This window comes from Enterococcus asini ATCC 700915 (genome assembly GCF_000407365.1).
GTDB classification, from domain to species: Bacteria; Bacillota; Bacilli; order Lactobacillales; family Enterococcaceae; genus Enterococcus_C; species Enterococcus_C asini.
This window is the reverse complement of sequence record NZ_ASVU01000002.1, coordinates 270,989-286,905: the sequence shown is the minus strand read 5'-3', so window position 1 is coordinate 286,905 and position 15,917 is coordinate 270,989. Positions and strand designations below refer to the sequence as shown.

General features: G+C 46.5%; 15 protein-coding genes. All 15 read right to left on the bottom strand.

Going from position 1 to position 15,917, the window contains the following annotated elements; genetic code table 11:
* Positions 1-3: 3 nt before the first annotated feature.
* Positions 4-1,128 carry a Nif3-like dinuclear metal center hexameric protein gene (locus I579_RS11260; RefSeq protein ID WP_010753528.1) on the bottom strand — a complete coding sequence of 375 codons (1,125 nt, stop codon included), beginning with the start codon at positions 1,126-1,128 and terminating at the stop codon, positions 4-6.
* Between the two features lie 34 nt (positions 1,129-1,162).
* Positions 1,163-1,873 (bottom strand): tRNA (adenine(22)-N(1))-methyltransferase, encoded by a 711-nt coding sequence (locus tag I579_RS11255; RefSeq protein WP_010753527.1) that lies wholly within the window; start codon positions 1,871-1,873, stop codon positions 1,163-1,165.
* 82 nt (positions 1,874-1,955) lie between these two features.
* Positions 1,956-2,234, bottom strand: coding sequence for a hypothetical protein (locus tag I579_RS11250; RefSeq protein ID WP_010753526.1), 279 nt, complete (start codon positions 2,232-2,234; stop codon positions 1,956-1,958).
* A 20-nt stretch (positions 2,235-2,254) separates the two neighbouring features.
* Positions 2,255-3,178: a primosomal protein DnaI gene (gene dnaI / locus I579_RS11245; RefSeq protein ID WP_010753525.1), complete on the bottom strand. Its 924-nt coding sequence runs from the start codon at positions 3,176-3,178 to the stop codon at positions 2,255-2,257.
* Positions 3,178-4,557, bottom strand: coding sequence for a replication initiation and membrane attachment family protein (locus tag I579_RS11240; protein WP_010753524.1), 1,380 nt, complete (start codon positions 4,555-4,557; stop codon positions 3,178-3,180). Before I579_RS11240 ends, dnaI begins: the two co-directional genes overlap by 1 nt.
* Before the next feature lie 59 nt (positions 4,558-4,616).
* Complete coding sequence (gene nrdR, locus I579_RS11235) at positions 4,617-5,099, bottom strand: transcriptional regulator NrdR (protein WP_010753523.1); 483 nt, start codon at positions 5,097-5,099, stop codon at positions 4,617-4,619.
* Between the two features lie 173 nt (positions 5,100-5,272).
* A complete protein-coding gene (gene coaE, locus I579_RS11230) occupies positions 5,273-5,872 on the bottom strand; it encodes a dephospho-CoA kinase (RefSeq protein WP_010753522.1) in 600 nt (199 codons plus the stop codon).
* Positions 5,872-6,837, bottom strand: coding sequence for a DNA-formamidopyrimidine glycosylase (gene mutM, locus I579_RS11225; protein ID WP_010753521.1), 966 nt, complete (start codon positions 6,835-6,837; stop codon positions 5,872-5,874). Before mutM ends, coaE begins: the two co-directional genes overlap by 1 nt.
* A 139-nt stretch (positions 6,838-6,976) precedes the next feature.
* On the bottom strand, positions 6,977-9,616 hold the full coding sequence (gene polA / locus I579_RS11220; protein ID WP_010753520.1) for a DNA polymerase I: 2,640 nt from the start codon (positions 9,614-9,616) through the stop codon (positions 6,977-6,979).
* A gap of 97 nt (positions 9,617-9,713) precedes the next feature.
* Positions 9,714-10,412 (bottom strand): LCP family protein, encoded by a 699-nt coding sequence (locus I579_RS11215; protein ID WP_010753519.1) that lies wholly within the window; start codon positions 10,410-10,412, stop codon positions 9,714-9,716.
* Between the two features lie 78 nt (positions 10,413-10,490).
* Complete coding sequence (locus I579_RS11210) at positions 10,491-11,213, bottom strand: Bax inhibitor-1/YccA family protein (protein ID WP_010753518.1); 723 nt, start codon at positions 11,211-11,213, stop codon at positions 10,491-10,493.
* The gene (locus I579_RS11205) at positions 11,200-11,691 is read right to left on the bottom strand and encodes a MaoC family dehydratase (protein WP_202912652.1); all 492 of its coding nucleotides are present in this window, start codon (positions 11,689-11,691) and stop codon (positions 11,200-11,202) included. Before I579_RS11205 ends, I579_RS11210 begins: the two co-directional genes overlap by 14 nt.
* A gap of 130 nt (positions 11,692-11,821) precedes the next feature.
* Positions 11,822-13,156 carry a UDP-N-acetylmuramate--L-alanine ligase gene (gene murC / locus I579_RS11200; RefSeq protein ID WP_010753516.1) on the bottom strand — a complete coding sequence of 445 codons (1,335 nt, stop codon included), beginning with the start codon at positions 13,154-13,156 and terminating at the stop codon, positions 11,822-11,824.
* 142 nt (positions 13,157-13,298) lie between these two features.
* Positions 13,299-13,745, bottom strand: coding sequence for a SprT family protein (locus I579_RS11195; RefSeq protein ID WP_010753515.1), 447 nt, complete (start codon positions 13,743-13,745; stop codon positions 13,299-13,301).
* A gap of 2 nt (positions 13,746-13,747) precedes the next feature.
* Positions 13,748-15,916 carry a Tex family protein gene (locus tag I579_RS11190; RefSeq protein WP_010753514.1) on the bottom strand — a complete coding sequence of 723 codons (2,169 nt, stop codon included), beginning with the start codon at positions 15,914-15,916 and terminating at the stop codon, positions 13,748-13,750.
* Between the last annotated feature and the right edge of the window lies 1 nt (position 15,917).

The window sequence follows — 15,917 nt, the reverse complement described above, 5'->3', positions numbered from 1 at the left end:
CTCCTATTTATATTGGAAGGGATTGGTATTTGTCGTGGAAGGAATGATTTCCACGTCCCAATCGAGCTCCCGTTGCCACGCCTGCATCTTTTCGACGAAGCGTGGGATACACACACGTTCAATGTTATGCCCTGGATCGATTACCGTCAAGCCATGCGCTTGCATATCGTGGGCAGTATGATAACTCACGTCCCCAGTCAAGTACACATCGGCGCCTTGGGCCACGGCATCTGGATAAAAACCGGCGCCGCTGCCACCACAAATGGCGATTTTTTGAACCAAGGGGTCCGCTCCAGACTCAGGTTGAATCAGGCGCAAACCATCTAACTCAAAGACTGTCTTCACTCGCTGAACAAACTGGGACAGGGGCAGTGGAGCAGCTAACTCTCCCACCCGACCTAGACCATATCGTACCGGTTCATTGTCTAAGGACAAAAGATCAAAGGCCGGCTCTTCGTAAGGATGATTGGCAAATAAAGCGGCCAAAACGGCTTGCTCCTGATGTTCTCGATACAAGACTTCCACTCGAGCTTCGGAGACGACTTCTGCTTTATCCGCACTTCCCAAATAAGGCTGGGCCGCCGCAGTCGGGGTAAAACGCCCTTCTCCTTGACTGGTAAAAGAAGTATGATGGTAATTCCCTTGTTTTCCCGCACCGGCATCCCCTAAAGCCTGACGCAAAGTCTCTGCATTTGCTTCCGGCACATAGACTACTAATTTTTTTAGCTTGTCCACATGAGTCCGGGTCAAAAAGCCTGAAACCGACACGTCTAACATCTCACAGAACCAGTCATTTAGTCCATCCCAGATGATGTCCATGTTCGTATGAGCGGCATAGACGGCGATGTCATGCTTCACCAGTTCCATGTACATGCGATTTTGGGGATCATCGGCGGTCAAGCGTTTAATCGGACGAAAAATCGGGGGATGTTTGGCAATCAAAAGGTCCACCTGTTTGGCTTTCGCTTCTTCTACCACTTCCGGTCGCACATCCAAGGTCATCATGATTTTTTTCAACGGTTTGTCCAAAGTCCCAATGTGAAGTCCCACGGGATCTCCTTCTTCGGCCAGCCACAAAGGACAATACTCCTCGAACCGGCGAATGAAGGTCTTACCATTCACTGCCATACTCCTTGCTCCTCTCTTTCCTAAAAACCCATTACTACTGGGCTAAAAGTGCTTCAATTCGTTGCAATTCAAGGGTCAATTCGGCGACTTTAGCCTCTTGGGGCGTGGTTGCTTGTTGCAACTGTTGCAATACACGACGTAGCTGTTCTGCTTCTTGTTGCCATTTCGCTAAAAAGACCGGACTCTTTTCTTTCATTAAAAATGGCCCGAAAAACAGCTCGTCTTGTGTGTAGGAAAGCTGTTTGTCCCCTTTACAAGGTTCCGCCACGATGATTTCATAGCGCTTATCATTTTCTTCTAAAATATGCTCGGTGATAATTTCATAGCCATTGTCTAATAACCAAAGACGAACTTGAGGCTCTCCCACATTTGGTTGCAAGACGAGGCGTTCAGTGCCTTTTAATTGCCCACCGACTTTACCTCCAGCCAAAATCTGAGCAATCAATGTGCCCCCCATACCGGCAATCGTGACCGTATCAATGGCATCTGCTTCCTGTACCGCGGCCATGCCATCTGCTAAACGCACCATGATTTTTTCACTTAGGCCACTTTTCTCCACTTGAGCTTTGGCCGATTCAAAAGGCCCCTTCACGACTTCTCCAGCCACAGCAAAATCGATTTTTCCCGCTAGCATTAAAGCCACAGGTAAATAAGCGTGGTCTGACCCGATATCCGCCAAACGAGCTCCTTGAGGCACTTCTTGGCCCACTACGCTTAGACGCTTTGATAAAACATGTTCATTCATACAACTACTCCTTGTGTTTCGTGAATTTCTGTCTACTTATTGCCAAAAGAAAAGAGGCAGGACAAGTCCTCACCTCTTGATTTTACGCTTCGGCAAGGTGAATCGCCAGGATGCTGTTCCCGGGAATTTGCGGGGGCAAAGACATGGTCATGATGGGCTGTGCCACCAAGTCGACCTCTAGGCGAACTCCAGGATCCAGAGCTGCAATGTCAGCTTCTGCCACTTGATCCAGTCGAGCATTTAAAATGACCCCTTGCATAAATGCGGGCATTTCCTCATCTTTCGGTTCGATTTCTTTTAAAAACAAACGATAACCTGTTTCTTCTGTTACCAGACGTTCTAGTACAGCGGTAAAGGTCATTTCATTTCTTCCTTTCTCACTTAAGGATTGCGCAGATTAGGCCCTTGCAAGACCGCTTCTTTGGAAAGATAACGGATCCGTTCCATGATTCGCTTGGCTTTTAAAGGCTCGTCTCCATCTCGCGTCAATGTTAAGAACTTCTCCAAACTTTCCATGGTCATATTGGATGTAAAAAAGGTCGGCAACTCTTCTTGCATGCGGTACTGCAAGATCACGCCAAAGACCTCGTCCCGGGTCCAAGAAGTAATGGCATCCGCCCCCACATCATCTAATACTAGAATGGGTGCTTTTTTCACGGGATCGATTTTTTCATTGACGCTATTATCCGCAATGCTTCGTTTCACATTGTAGGAAAATGTCGGGTAATGCACCAACATGGTTTGAAATCCTCGTTGGGCCAGTTCATTTGCCATGGCACCAAGCAGATAGGTCTTGCCCCGGCCCACGTCGCCGGCTAAATACAAGCCTTTATGAAATTCTTGGGGACTTGCCGCGTACTCTTTCACGAATTGCAAGATTTCCAGGATGATCTGAGTTCGTTCCGGTGTTCGGTGAACAGTCTTCATCATGGCATGACGCACGTCTTTCGGGATGTCATAAGTTTGAATGCGCTGGCGAATTTCTTCTTGTTCTCGGCGCTTCAATAATTCATCCGTTGGGACGTAAGCCACATCCACATAGTGATAGTTCAAGGTCAACTGAGGTTCATACCCCGGAGCTAGCATGGTAGCGTCTTGAACCCGAAATTTTTGCTTTTCTTTAACGAACTCGTACAGCTTGGAATAGCTTCTGACGATGTCTTCTTCCGTAAGTTTGTCGGCATTTTCTGCTAAAAAAGCCTGTACATCAGGGTCCGCCAACACTTGAGTCATCATCTCTTCATAGCGGGCTTGGTAATTGCCCCGATTCATAATCTTCTTTAAGTTTTTGCCCACGTCTTCCATTACTTGTCACCTTCTTCCTGATAAAATTCCTTCAATTGGCGATCCAATTCGGCTTCTAAGGCTGGGTCCGCCGGTTTCACTGTATATTTCGTCCAATCTTCCAAGGTTTCTTGTTTCTGCGGTCGATTGTAACGATTAGTTCCTTGTTTTTGCTTTGTTTGTTTCTGGGTTTGTTGCTCTTTTTGTTCGATTTTTCGTTGCCGGACATATTGGATGGCGTCGATGGCTGTTTTCAGCTGTTTCTCCGACCAGTCCGTGGCAATGGTGTTGACCAAGCGGGCATTTAAATCACTTTTGTTTTGATCCACTAAGACGTAGTTTAACAGCTGATTGATTACCGGATTAGGCAATGGTGATTTTTCCACCAAATCTTTTAGCAACCATTCTTCGTTTTTCGTCACAAAACTCCGCTTGGCTTTTTTCAAAGCTTGCAAGTATTTCATAGGTGGATAAGCTTCCGCCGCTTCCACGGCTTGCCAATCTTCCTCGGTATACCCTTGGGATAAGAAAGCATTTTTCCGACGCAAAGCTTGTTCCGGTGCTTCTTTTGTGGTTTCTGCTTTTTGTTCTTTTGGTAGCTGGCTCTTTGCTTGGGCAAGTTTCTCCAACTCTTTGTAAGAAAGCTCCCCGGTCTCTAAGGAAACAGCTTGTGCCACTAGCTCCACCAATTCCAATTCCGTATACCCAAAAAATTCGTGATAAAAAGTCAACTTCTCTCGCAGCTCTTTCGTATAAAGAGCCGGATCGATGTATTTTTTCTCCCCGAAGTCTTGCATAAACTGCCAGTCCAAACCAGACAAGTCCACTTTGAGAGTGGCCTCATCGGTGACTTCTTGATAAGCGCCAGTTTCCGCCTCTACTAAAGCCACTTCACTGGTCACATCCAATTGCCCGTAAACTTGGGCGAACCGACTGGTGACTTCTTGATAGCCTTGACGCTCCACCGCTTTCGGGGCAAAACGCTGAGCCAACTGCTTAAATTTAAACTCCGAAACCTTGTGCAATAGTAACAAAGCCAAGGTCTCTTCTTGGAAAAATTCACTGGGAGCAGCCGGTTCCAAAAGCTCATACAAGTACGACTGCCCTAAGTCAGGATCGTCTTTTACATAGACTTTTAACAAGCCGATTCCTTCCAGACGCTTGCGAGCTGCAATAAACCGAGGTAAACCCATGTCCAAGGCATTCAAAGCATCAATATGCAAATAGTCTGCTTGCTTTGGGTCTTCCCCGTCTCCTAAAAGGGTAAAATACACCGCAATCGCATCTGAGCCGGTAATGGGCTGGTATAGATAATACAAAGCCTGCTCGCCACCACTGGTCAAAGGACGAGCTTTAATGGGACGATAGACGTCTTTTGGCTTGAGTTCCTTGTTCTCCACTCGTGTTCCTCTACTTCCTCTTTGTTTCCTGTAATTCGCTGATTAAATCGTCAATGTCGCTATTTCTTCGCTTCATCTTCCGGTTCGTTGGCTTTTTCGACGATTTCTTGAAGTTCCTTTAAAAAGACCGACATGTCTTTAAACTGACGATAGACGCTAGCAAACCGGATGTAGGAGATTTCATCCACATCTTTTAAGTCTTCCATGACATATTCCCCAATCAGATTGGTAGAGACTTCATTTTCCCCTAAAGCCCGCACCCGAGCTTCCACATGGTCCACGATTTGTTCCATCTGTTCCATGGCTACGGGACGTTTTTCCGCCGAGCGAATCAGCCCTCGTAAGATTTTATCTCGACTAAATTCTTCCCGCTTGCCGTCTTTTTTGATGACAAGTAAAGGCGTTTCTTCGATTCGTTCAAAGGTGGTAAAACGAAAGCCACAGTTTTCACATTCACGACGACGGCGAATGGTCCGACCATCATCGGTTTGACGACTATCGATTACGCGACTGGAATTGTGGTGACATTTTGGACAGCGCATAGCTCTAACCTCTTTTCTATCAAGGATTTCTTCCCTGTATGAACCCAGGTGGTCCAGACAGGTGAATCTAGGCTAATTATAACAGAAATGTTATCAGAAGTGTGGACTATCGCCTGAAAAACCGCGACCGCTCCGCTTTGGAGGGCCCCGGTTTCATTTTTATGATTTGTTTTTTAGTCTTGGGAAAAACCCTTTTCTGCTAACCAGCGCAAAACTTGTTGCCGTGTTTCTTCCCGAGTGCCTTGATTGTCAAAGAGAAAGTCGGCCTTTTGGCGTTTTTCTTCAATGGATAGCTGACTTTTCATCCGCTGTAAGGCGGCTTCTTTCGTTAAGTGATCCCGCTGCATTAGCCGGGTCAATTGGAGTTCTTTCGGGATGTAAACCACTGCCACTTGATCCATATACTGCTGATAATCTGCTTCATACAGCAAAGGAATATCCGCTACCACTAAAGGAGCCCTTTTTACCGCATCCTTGATCTGATCGGTGATCGCCCCACGCAAATAGCCATCTAGCAAACGATCCAACAGTTGGCGTTTGGCTGGGTCATTAAAGACGATTTCACCGAGTTTTTTACGATTCAAGCGGTCTTCGGTTAAGATTTCCTCCCCAAAAGCTGCCACCAAAGCCTTTAGTGCCGGCTGTCCTGGTTCTACGATTTCTCGAGCTATCAAATCTCCGTCCACAATAGGCACACCGGCCTTGCGAAAAACATCCACCACAGTGCTTTTTCCGGTGGCAATGCCTCCCGTGACACCTAAGATAAAAGCCATTATTTCCCCACCTTTCGCAAAATGCGAGCTTTACGCTGACGCAATTTTTGACAAGTCGGGCAAAAATGAGTGCCCCGTTGTGCTACTTTGATTTTTTCGATCGGGGTGCCACAACGAGGACAAGGCTTGCCCGTCTGACCATAGACGTTCAGTGAAAGTTGGAATTTTCCTGCCTCCCCTAAGGCATTGAGATACGTCCGAATCGTCGTCCCACCAGCGGAGACCGCCCGCTGCAACACATCCAAAATCGCCAATCGCAAAGTAGCGATTTCTCCGTCGGTTAAGGTATTACTCGGTTGTTCCGGGTGGATTTTTGCCTGCCACAAGGCCTCGTCCACATAGATATTTCCTAGCCCCGTGACCAGACGTTGATCTAGTAGCAAGGGTTTAATCGCCTTGTGTGATTTCAACAATCCGGCTTTAAAATCTGCTAAGGTGAATTCCTCTGGCAATGGTTCTGGTCCTAAACGCGTAATGCCTTTGTACTCCTTAGCCGTGCCTTTGGGAATCAGCGCCATCCGGCCGAACTTACGCACATCCCGATATTGCAACTGGCTCCCATCCGTGAAAAAGAACAGCACATGGGTATGCTTGGTCACCGGAAATGCCCCTAGCTCGTCTTGCGCAAAGTACTCCCCTAACTCTTCCGGGGAGATACTTCCGGAGTATGCCTCACTCACTTGCGCCTGGCTGCTTGCCCCCAGTGAGTCTTGCGCAAAGTACTCGTACTTGCCCTCCATTCTCAAATGGCTCACCATATCATAGTCCGTCAGTTGAAAAATTAAATACTTCCCTCGCCGGTTAACCGCCTCGATTATTTGTCCCACTAACTCTTGGCAAAACACCGAGACTTCTGGGGTTTCGATGATTCTCGGCCAGCGAACCACTACCCGCTTAATGGTTTTGCCCACCACCAATTGAGACAAGCCACGGCGGACGGTTTCGACTTCTGGTAATTCTGGCATTTGGTTTCCTCCTAACATAAAATCCGATTCGTCTCCCTTTGTATCCCTTACAAATCTGGGTGAGACGATGAAAGAAAGGCCAGGACAAGCCCGGCCTTTAAAACGTTGGTGTTACCATTGATTGGACTAGTAAAAGTTGTTATTTAGCTTCGTACCAAGTCGCGCCCCAAGAAGAGTCTGTAATCAGTGGCACTTCTAAGGAAACCGCGTGCTCCATGACTTCCTTCACGAGTTTGTCCAGTGTTTCCAGTTCACTTTCCGGCACTTCAAAGACCAGTTCATCGTGGACTTGCAAAAGCATTACCGCTTCAAGGCCTTCTTCTTTCATTCGTTGATTCAGTTCAATCATGGCGATTTTGAGAATATCCGCGGCGCTCCCTTGAATCGGGGTATTAATCGCCGTGCGCTCTGCAAAACTGCGCAAGTTAAAGTTTCGGGAATTAATCTCTGGCAAATAACGCCGGCGATGATACAAAGTCTCCACAAAGCCTTGTTCCTTGGCTTCTCGTACGATTTCTTCCATGTAATTTTTCACACCAGGATACTTTTCAAAATAGGTATCGATATATTGTTGGGCAGCTTTACGCGTGATGCCGAGATTTTGGGACAGGCCGTAATCGGAAATCCCGTAAACAATCCCAAAGTTCACGGCTTTGGCTTGCCGGCGCATATTTGGCGTTACATCTTCCGCCTTTTCAATACCAAAGACCCGCATGGCCGTGGAAGCATGGATATCTTGTCCTTCAATAAAGGCGGCCCGTAAGTGTTCATCCTGCGAAATGTGAGCCAAGACCCGTAACTCGATTTGCGAATAGTCGGATGAATAAATCAACCAATCCTTGTGTCGCGGAACAAACGCGGCCCGAATCTGCCGACCTTCTTCCAGTCGAATCGGGATATTTTGCAAGTTGGGATCCACAGAGCTTAAGCGTCCGGTTTGTGTCAAAGTTTGCACGTAACGGGTGTGAACCTTGCCATCATTGGCAATTACCCGCAAAAGCCCCTCTACATACGTGGATTGGATTTTGGCGATTTGGCGATAGTTTAAGATATCATCCACGATTGGTGCTTGTTCCCGTAATTGTTCCAGCACATCCACCGCGGTAGAATAGCCGGTTTTCGTCTTTTTAATCACCGGTAAGCCCATCTTTTCAAAGAGAATCACCCCTAATTGCTTCGGTGAATTGATATTAAACTCTTCCCCGGCCTCTGCGTAAATCTTCTTCTCGATTTCTTGCAGGCGCTTGGAGAAGTCGCCTTTCATTTGATGCAAGCGAGTAGGATCCACGGTGATTCCGGCGATTTCCATATCCCCTAAAATAAAGGACAAGGGCAATTCCATATCATAGAAAAGCTTGCTCTGGTCTTTAGCCGCCAAATCTTCGTCTAGGCGTTGGCTAAGCCAGTGAATTCCTTTAATTTTCCGGGCAAGGTGAGCAAAGAAAGTCTCTTCGTCTTCCGGAAGTCCTTTCTTGGCACCTTTGCCATAGATCGCTTCGTCAGACTGAATTTCTTGATAGTCGTATTGACGTGCAACTCCGGCGATGTCGTTACTATTGTCGTTTGTATCCAGCAAATACGCCGCTAGTAAAACATCAAAATGTACCCCGGCCAGTTTTTTCTCACAATAGCGATTCAAGGCTACGTAGGTACGTTTGGCATCGAAAACTTTTTTGTTTTTTCCTTGGGCCAGCCAATTTACAAAATGTTCATTTTCAAATAAGGCCAACTCGTCGGTAACATAGATTTTCTCAGATGTGCCCCAAGCGACTCCTTGAATCGCTTCCGTGTGATAGTTTTCCCCGAGCATCTCCACGTAAAGGGCCATATCATCGGTGAACATCTCCGGAGTAAACTCCCGCACCACTTCAAATAAGATATCCTCCATCTCAGGAACTTCTTCGGTTACATTCAACTTGTCCAAGAAGCTCTTGAAGTTCATCTCTTGGTAAAAAGGAATTAACCGCTCCAAGTCTTTGCCTTGATACGCCAAATCCTCTAGTTTAATCGTCACCGGTGCTTTGCGGTTAATCGTCGCCAATTCTTTGGATAAAAAGGCGATATCACGGTCATTTTGCAAGTTTTCCTTCAACTTGCTCTTCTTCATCTCGTCCACGTGTTCGTAGACGCCTTCCACCGTATCGTACTCTTTTAAAAGCTTAATAGCGGTCTTTTCCCCGACTTTGGTCACCCCGGGGATATTGTCAGAAGTATCTCCGGCCAATCCTTTCAAGTCCACCACTTGGGCAGGAGTCAAGCCGTCATAACGCTCTGCCACTTTCTCCGGCGTATAGACTTCAATCTCGCTAACCCCTTTGACCGTGATATCCACGGTGACATCATCAGAAACCAATTGCAACAAGTCCCGGTCCCCTGAGAGAATGACCACTTCATATTGGTCTTTGGCTTCCGTAGCCAACGTACCGATGATATCGTCGGCTTCATAGTTTGGTAGTTCATAGGTTTTAACCCCAAGATTGTGGATTAATTCCCGAATAAAGGGCAACTGCTCCCGAAATTCGGAAGGAGTTTTCGCCCGTCCTCCTTTGTACTCTTCGTAAAGTTCCGTGCGAAAAGTGGTCTTTCCCGCATCAAAAGCGACTAAAACATGCGTGGGCTCTTCCAATTTCATCACGTTGTCAAACATGTTGTGAAAAGCGTAGATGGCATTGGTGTGCAGACCATTGGCATTTTTAAAGCGTTCTAGGGAATTGTGCAAAGCAAAAAAGGCTCGAAACGCCACGCTATTGCCGTCGATTAATAATAATTTTTTCTTCATTTGTTTACTCCTATCTCCTGGGACTGACTCGCAAAAACCTGAGTCTTCTGCTTCATTCTAACAAAAAAAGGAGCCAAACACACTCCTTAGGTTCTTCTTAACGTAATGGTGCCCGAAGCTGCACAGGGTTTTCTGCCCATTCGATCCGGACTAAGCGATAGGGCTGTTCTTGACTCAGTTCAAAGGTGCCCAGTGTGGGAACCGTCTGCTTTTTCATGGGAGCATCCCCTTTCGCCAAATAACCACTGCCCATCTTCAGTAAATCCTTTAGGTTCAAATTCGTCTTCGTGTAGTTGCTGACCTTCCCCGCATGCTTTGTCACCATGGACAAACGAGGCGTAACGAGTTTTCTACGCATAAGGCGAATCACGTCTTCTTGTCTGGTGAAAACCCCAAAACTACCATCATCGTCAATTTGCCAGCTGATATAGGCGTCGATTTCCTCCGGTGTGAGGGCCAAATCCCCCTCTTCATAGCGCTTTTGATTCTTACAAGCGGTAAAGCTCGTGGGATTGGTCACATGAAATTTCCCATCACTGGCTAAGCCGCTATTTCTCACCAAAGCCAGACCTTCTGCTTTTTCCATGACTAAGTATTTTTTAACCTCAATACTAAAGGCCCCGGCAAAGTGGGCAACGAATTTTTCAATGGGTTCCCTTGTATAGAGTTCTCCTAAGGTAATCGTCTGCAAAGGAATTTCCGGTGCGAAATGAATCAAGCGATTGACCCCATTCATTAAATCATAAAGATAAAATGTGCTGTTTTTTCCATCGTCAAAGATAAATAATGCTTTCACAGTGTGCCCCCGTCCTCTTGTTCGAATAAAAAGCCATTTTGAAAGGCATCTTCCAAAACGGCTTTTCTTGGTTTGATTTTAATTGTCGTCGTAGCCGAAGATTCGCAGTAAGAACAAGAAGATATTGATGAAGTCCAAGTACAACTGCAAAGCTACAAAGGTTGCAATCCCGGTGTTTTCCACGTTTTGGAATTGGCCGTAGTAGTTTTTAATCATCTGATTGTCATAAGCGGTTAATCCGGTAAAGACCAAGACCCCGATGAAGGAAACGACTAAATCCAAGCCACTACTCTTGAAGAAAAAGACATTCAACAGCATGGTAATGATCAAACCCCAGACTAAAATCATCCCGATGCGGCCCACCATACTCAAGTCCCGCTTGATAAACATCCCAACCAAGGCAGCGCCCGCAAACGTCACGGTAGCGGTCAGAAAAGCTTGGACTACCGTAGCCCCACTGTATAGCATCAAGGTCACGGACAAGGTTAAGCCGGTTAATAAGGAGTAAACCACGAAACCAGCCATGGTTAACGCCGGATTTTTCGTCGCTTTACGCCCCATGACGGCGACTAAAACCAACTGTAAAATCCACAAACCCCAGATTCCTAAGGGGAACCGTTGGATAAAGGAAATCACTTGGGCTTGGAACACTTGGGAGCCAAGGTACGCACTCACGGCGCTCATCCCCAGGCCAGCGGCAAAAATCCCGTAGACTTTTGCGTAAAAACGATTCAGTCCAGTAATATTAGTAATGTTCAGACCGGGCTTTGGCGCCCGAATATTTGAATTATTCAAGTTCATCACTCACTTTCTTGGCAGGAGGTTGCACCATGACTACCGCATCTAACACACGACTGTCTTCCACATTAACCGCCTCGACGGAAATCGTCACCACATCTTTCATCTTGTCCACTTTGATGACTTCAAACTCAAAGGTCAAAGTCTCATAGTGATATACCGGTTCGATAAAGTTCACGGAAAAATTCACCACATGGGAACCTGGTCCCGGTAAATGCTTACTAATGGCGGATGTGATGATGCCCATTAGCATCACACTAGGCACGATTGGCCGTTGGTATTCTGTATCTTGGGCGTAATCGTGTTGGATGTACAGTGGATTGGCATCATTGGTCAATCCCAGGTATAACAGAAGTTGACTATCTTCAATCGACTCAGTTAAGGATAACGAGTCTCCTTCCTCGATTTCTTCTAAAGTCTTTCCTAGCCGCTTGCTGCGATTTATCTGCACGTTGCTACCTCCTGAATTTCCTGATTTCATTGATACATACAATTTTATCAAAACCGAGTAAAAGTGCAAGCATTCTCTATTTGTCTTTAGCAGTCTTTGCCAAAGTTTAGATAGCAAAACAGGCCAAGGACGCCAAACGCCTTGACCTGTGGAGTTCTTTTTATAAAACGTTACGAGTAGTGTTACTCAATAGCTTTTCATAGGCTTGTTCAAATTTTTGAACATCCCCGGCACCCATAAAGATGACTACGGCATTTTCATAGTCCAATAAAGGAGACATATTGTCTTCTTTAATGACTTGGCCGCCTTTGTGGATCTTCGCCCCTAAATCTTCAATTTTCACGTCCCCTTGGGTTTCCCGAGCAGAACCAAAGATATCACACAAGTACACTTGGTCTGCCAAGTCCAACGCTTCCGCAAAATCGTCCATTAAAGCAATGGTCCGAGTAAAGGTATGGGGTTGGAATACGGCAATGATTTCTTTTTTCGGATACTTTTGACGGGCCGCATCAATGGTAGCTTTGATTTCCGCTGGATGGTGAGCGTAGTCGTCCACGATGGTCATGTCCGCCACTGTTTTTTCCGTGAAGCGCCGTTTTACGCCGCCAAAGCTCTTCATTTCTTCTCCCACTTCGTCCATTGGGATGCCTTCTAAATGAGCCGCCCCGATGATTCCTAGTGCGTTTAAGATATTATGTTTACCGAACGCTGGTAATTCGAAGTGACTAAGGAATTCCCCTTTAATGGAAACATCAAATTCAGAACCTTTTGTCGTCCGTTTGATATTATAGGCGCGAATGTCGTCGTTTTCACTGATACCGTAGTAATAAATCGGCACATCGGCTTTGATTTTCCGCAAGTAAGGGTCATCCCCATAAGCAAAAATGCCTTTTTTCACTTGGTTAGCCATGGATTGGAACGCATCAAAGACGTCTTCAATACTATGGTAGTAATCAGGATGGTCGAAGTCGATATTGGTCATGATGACATAGTCTGGGGAATACGCCAAGAAGTGACGGCGGTATTCACAGGCTTCAAAAGCGAAGAAGTCCGCATCTGGTACCCCGTGGCCAGTGCCATCGCCAATTAAGTAACTCGTTGGGCTAACCCCACTAAAGACATGGGCCAACAATCCAGTGGTGCTGGTTTTCCCGTGGGACCCAGTTACTGCAATACTGGTATAGTCTTGGATAAATTTGCCGATAAAATCGTGATAGCGAATGACTTCATCCCCGATTTCTTTTGCCCGGACAATTTCTGGATGGCTGTCAGGGAAAGCATTACCGGCGATTACAATCATGTTTGGTTGGATATTGTCCGCATCAAAAGGCAAAAGCTTGATGCCCGCCTTTTCCAAATCCCGTTGCGTAAAGAAGTACTGTTCCACATCGGAACCTTGTACTTTGTAGCCTTTTTCATGTAAAACCAATGCCAACGAGCTCATACCAGAGCCTTTAATGCCGACGAAATGGTAAAGTTTATCTTTAGCTGTCATTTGATGGTCGTCCTCTTTTCTTGGATTCACTGCGCTTACTCTGCAATTCACGAACAACATTATCTAACAAATCAACAAAAAGTGCAACCAAGTTTCCTTTTCCCTTGTTTTTGGTCCGCTTCTTGCTTTTTTCTTAAAAAAGTCAGCCTTTTTTGATGAAAATCAGCTCGCCACGACAGCGACCACAGCGATACTTCTGGGTATTGAGTCGCCGTTTCCGCTGATATTCTTGACCACATTTCCTACAGCGGTAGTGCCACAAGGGCGAAGCTTGTGCTAATCGTGGAGCGTAGCGTAACCCTTTTGTGGCCGCGAGCAATTCTTTAAAATCCCGGTCCTGATGACGGTAACCCCGACTAGTCAAATGAAGATGGTAGTGACATAGCTCATGGACGATGATCCCTCGCTGGACTTCCGCCGATACTTGGGCAAAAAGACTCGGATTAAAATCCAGATGATGGTCCTGTAAGTGATAACGGCCCCCGGTGGTTTTCAGGCGACCATTGAAAACCGCTTGGTGACGAAAAGGGCGGCCAAAACTGGCTAATGAAATCTCTTCTACCAGGACTTGTAGTTCTTGATTCGTCATCTTTAGCCCTTTCTTGGTTCCACCATGGTCAAACCGATGCGGCCCTTTTTCAAGTCAACGGTTTCCACCCAAACCGTAACCACATCCCCCACGGCTACCACGTCTTTCGGATGTTTTACGAAACGATCGCTGAGTTTGGAAATGTGTACGAGGCCATCTTGTTTGACGCCGATGTCCACAAAAGCGCCGAAATCAATCACATTGCGCACAGTGCCTTTTAATTCCATCCCGGGTATGAGATCTTCCATTTTAAGCACATCTTTTCTCAACAATGGCGCCGGCATCTCGTCACGCATGTCGCGGCCCGGTTGCAAGAGCGCTTTGAGAATGTCTTGCAAAGTAGCTTTCCCCACGCCTAGCTCTTGCACTAAAGAATTACTATCCAAGGCTTTTAAGCGCTCTGTTGCAATTGGTGTACCCAGTTCGTTTTCCTTTAAGCCTGCCGTAGCCAAGATACTTTTGGCTACACTGTAACTTTCCGGGTGAATCCCCGTGTTGTCCAAGACTTGCTTACCACCCGGAATCCGTAAGAAACCAATCGCTTGTTCATAAGCTTTTGGCCCTAGACGAGGGACTTTTTTCAATTGTGTCCGTGTGGTAAAAGCACCGTTTTCTTCTCGGTAGGTCAAAATATTTTGAGCGGTGGTTTTATTCAGTCCGGAAATGTGTTGCAACAACTGCGGACTGGCGGTATTCACATCTACCCCGACTTGGTTGACCACGGTTTCCACTACGAAATCCAACTGTTCCCCTAAGCGCTTTTGAGAAACGTCGTGCTGGTATTGCCCCACACCCACGGCTTTGGGATCGATTTTTACCAATTCTGCCAATGGATCTTGCAAACGCCGCCCGATACTAATGGCACTGCGTTCTTCCACGGCCAAATCAGGAAACTCACTGCGGGCAATATCACTGGCGGAATACACGGAGGCGCCGGCTTCATTGACGATTACGTAAAAGACTTCCCGGGATACTCGTCGTAACTCTTCTGCCACAAACTGTTCTGATTCCCGGCTGGCGGTCCCATTGCCAATGGCCACCATGTCCACACCGTACTGTTCCACTAACTTCACAAACTGCTCTTTCGCCGCCGCCCGCTTACTTGCATTTGCCGGAGCATGGGGATAAATCACGGAAATGCCTAAGACTTTCCCTGTGGCATCCAATATAGCCAACTTACAGCCTGTCCGATAAGCCGGATCAAAGCCCATGACCACTTTGCCTTTCAATGGGGGCTGCAAAAGCAAGTTGCGCAGGTTTTCCCCGAAAATCGCAATCGCTTGTTCATCTGCCATTTCCGTCAACTGTCCACGAATTTCCCGTTCGATGGCCGGGGCGATAAAACGTTTGTACGCATCTTCGTAAGCCGCGACCACCGCTGATTCCGTAACACTTGGGTTAGTAATCAGCTGTTTATGGAAGTAGTCCATGATTTTTTCTTCCGGAACTTGAATGGCAACTTTTAAAATGTCTTCTTTTTCCCCACGGTTGCTAGCCAAGACCCGGTGAGAGACCATTTTTTTCACCGGCTCGCTAAAGTCGTAGTACATCTCGTAGACGCCCTTTTCGTCTTTTTCCGCGTCTTTGACCTTACTGACAAACAACCCATGATTTTCCGTATAGCTACGGATCCACGTGCGAAATGTTGCATTATCGCCAAATTGCTCCGCCAAAATCTCATGGGCTCCTGCCAAAGCCGCAGCTACATCAGGCACTTCTTTTTCCTCGTTAACATAGTTCGCCGCTTCTTTTTCTATGTCTCCTTGTTTAGGCAAGGACAACAGCCAGCTCGCCAAAGGTGCCAAGCCTCGTTCTTTGGCAATCGTTGCTTTGGTCCGCTGCTTTTGTTTATACGGACGATACAAGTCTTCCAGTTGTTGCATTTTGCTGGCTTTTTTAATGGCCGCTGCCAGTTCCGGTGTCAACTTGTCTTGTTCTTCAATCAAGCGCAAGATTTCTTCTTTGCGCTTTTCCAAATTTTCTAAGTAGTGATACCGCTCTTCGATTTCGCGAATCTGCACTTCATCTAAATTCCCGGTGACTTCTTTTCGATACCGGGCAATAAAAGGCACCGTATTGCCCCCAAGTAATAATTCCAACACCCGTTTGATCTGTTGCGGGCGATAGGTTTTCAATTCTTTTGCTAATAAGTCAAAAATCTCTTGTTCCACA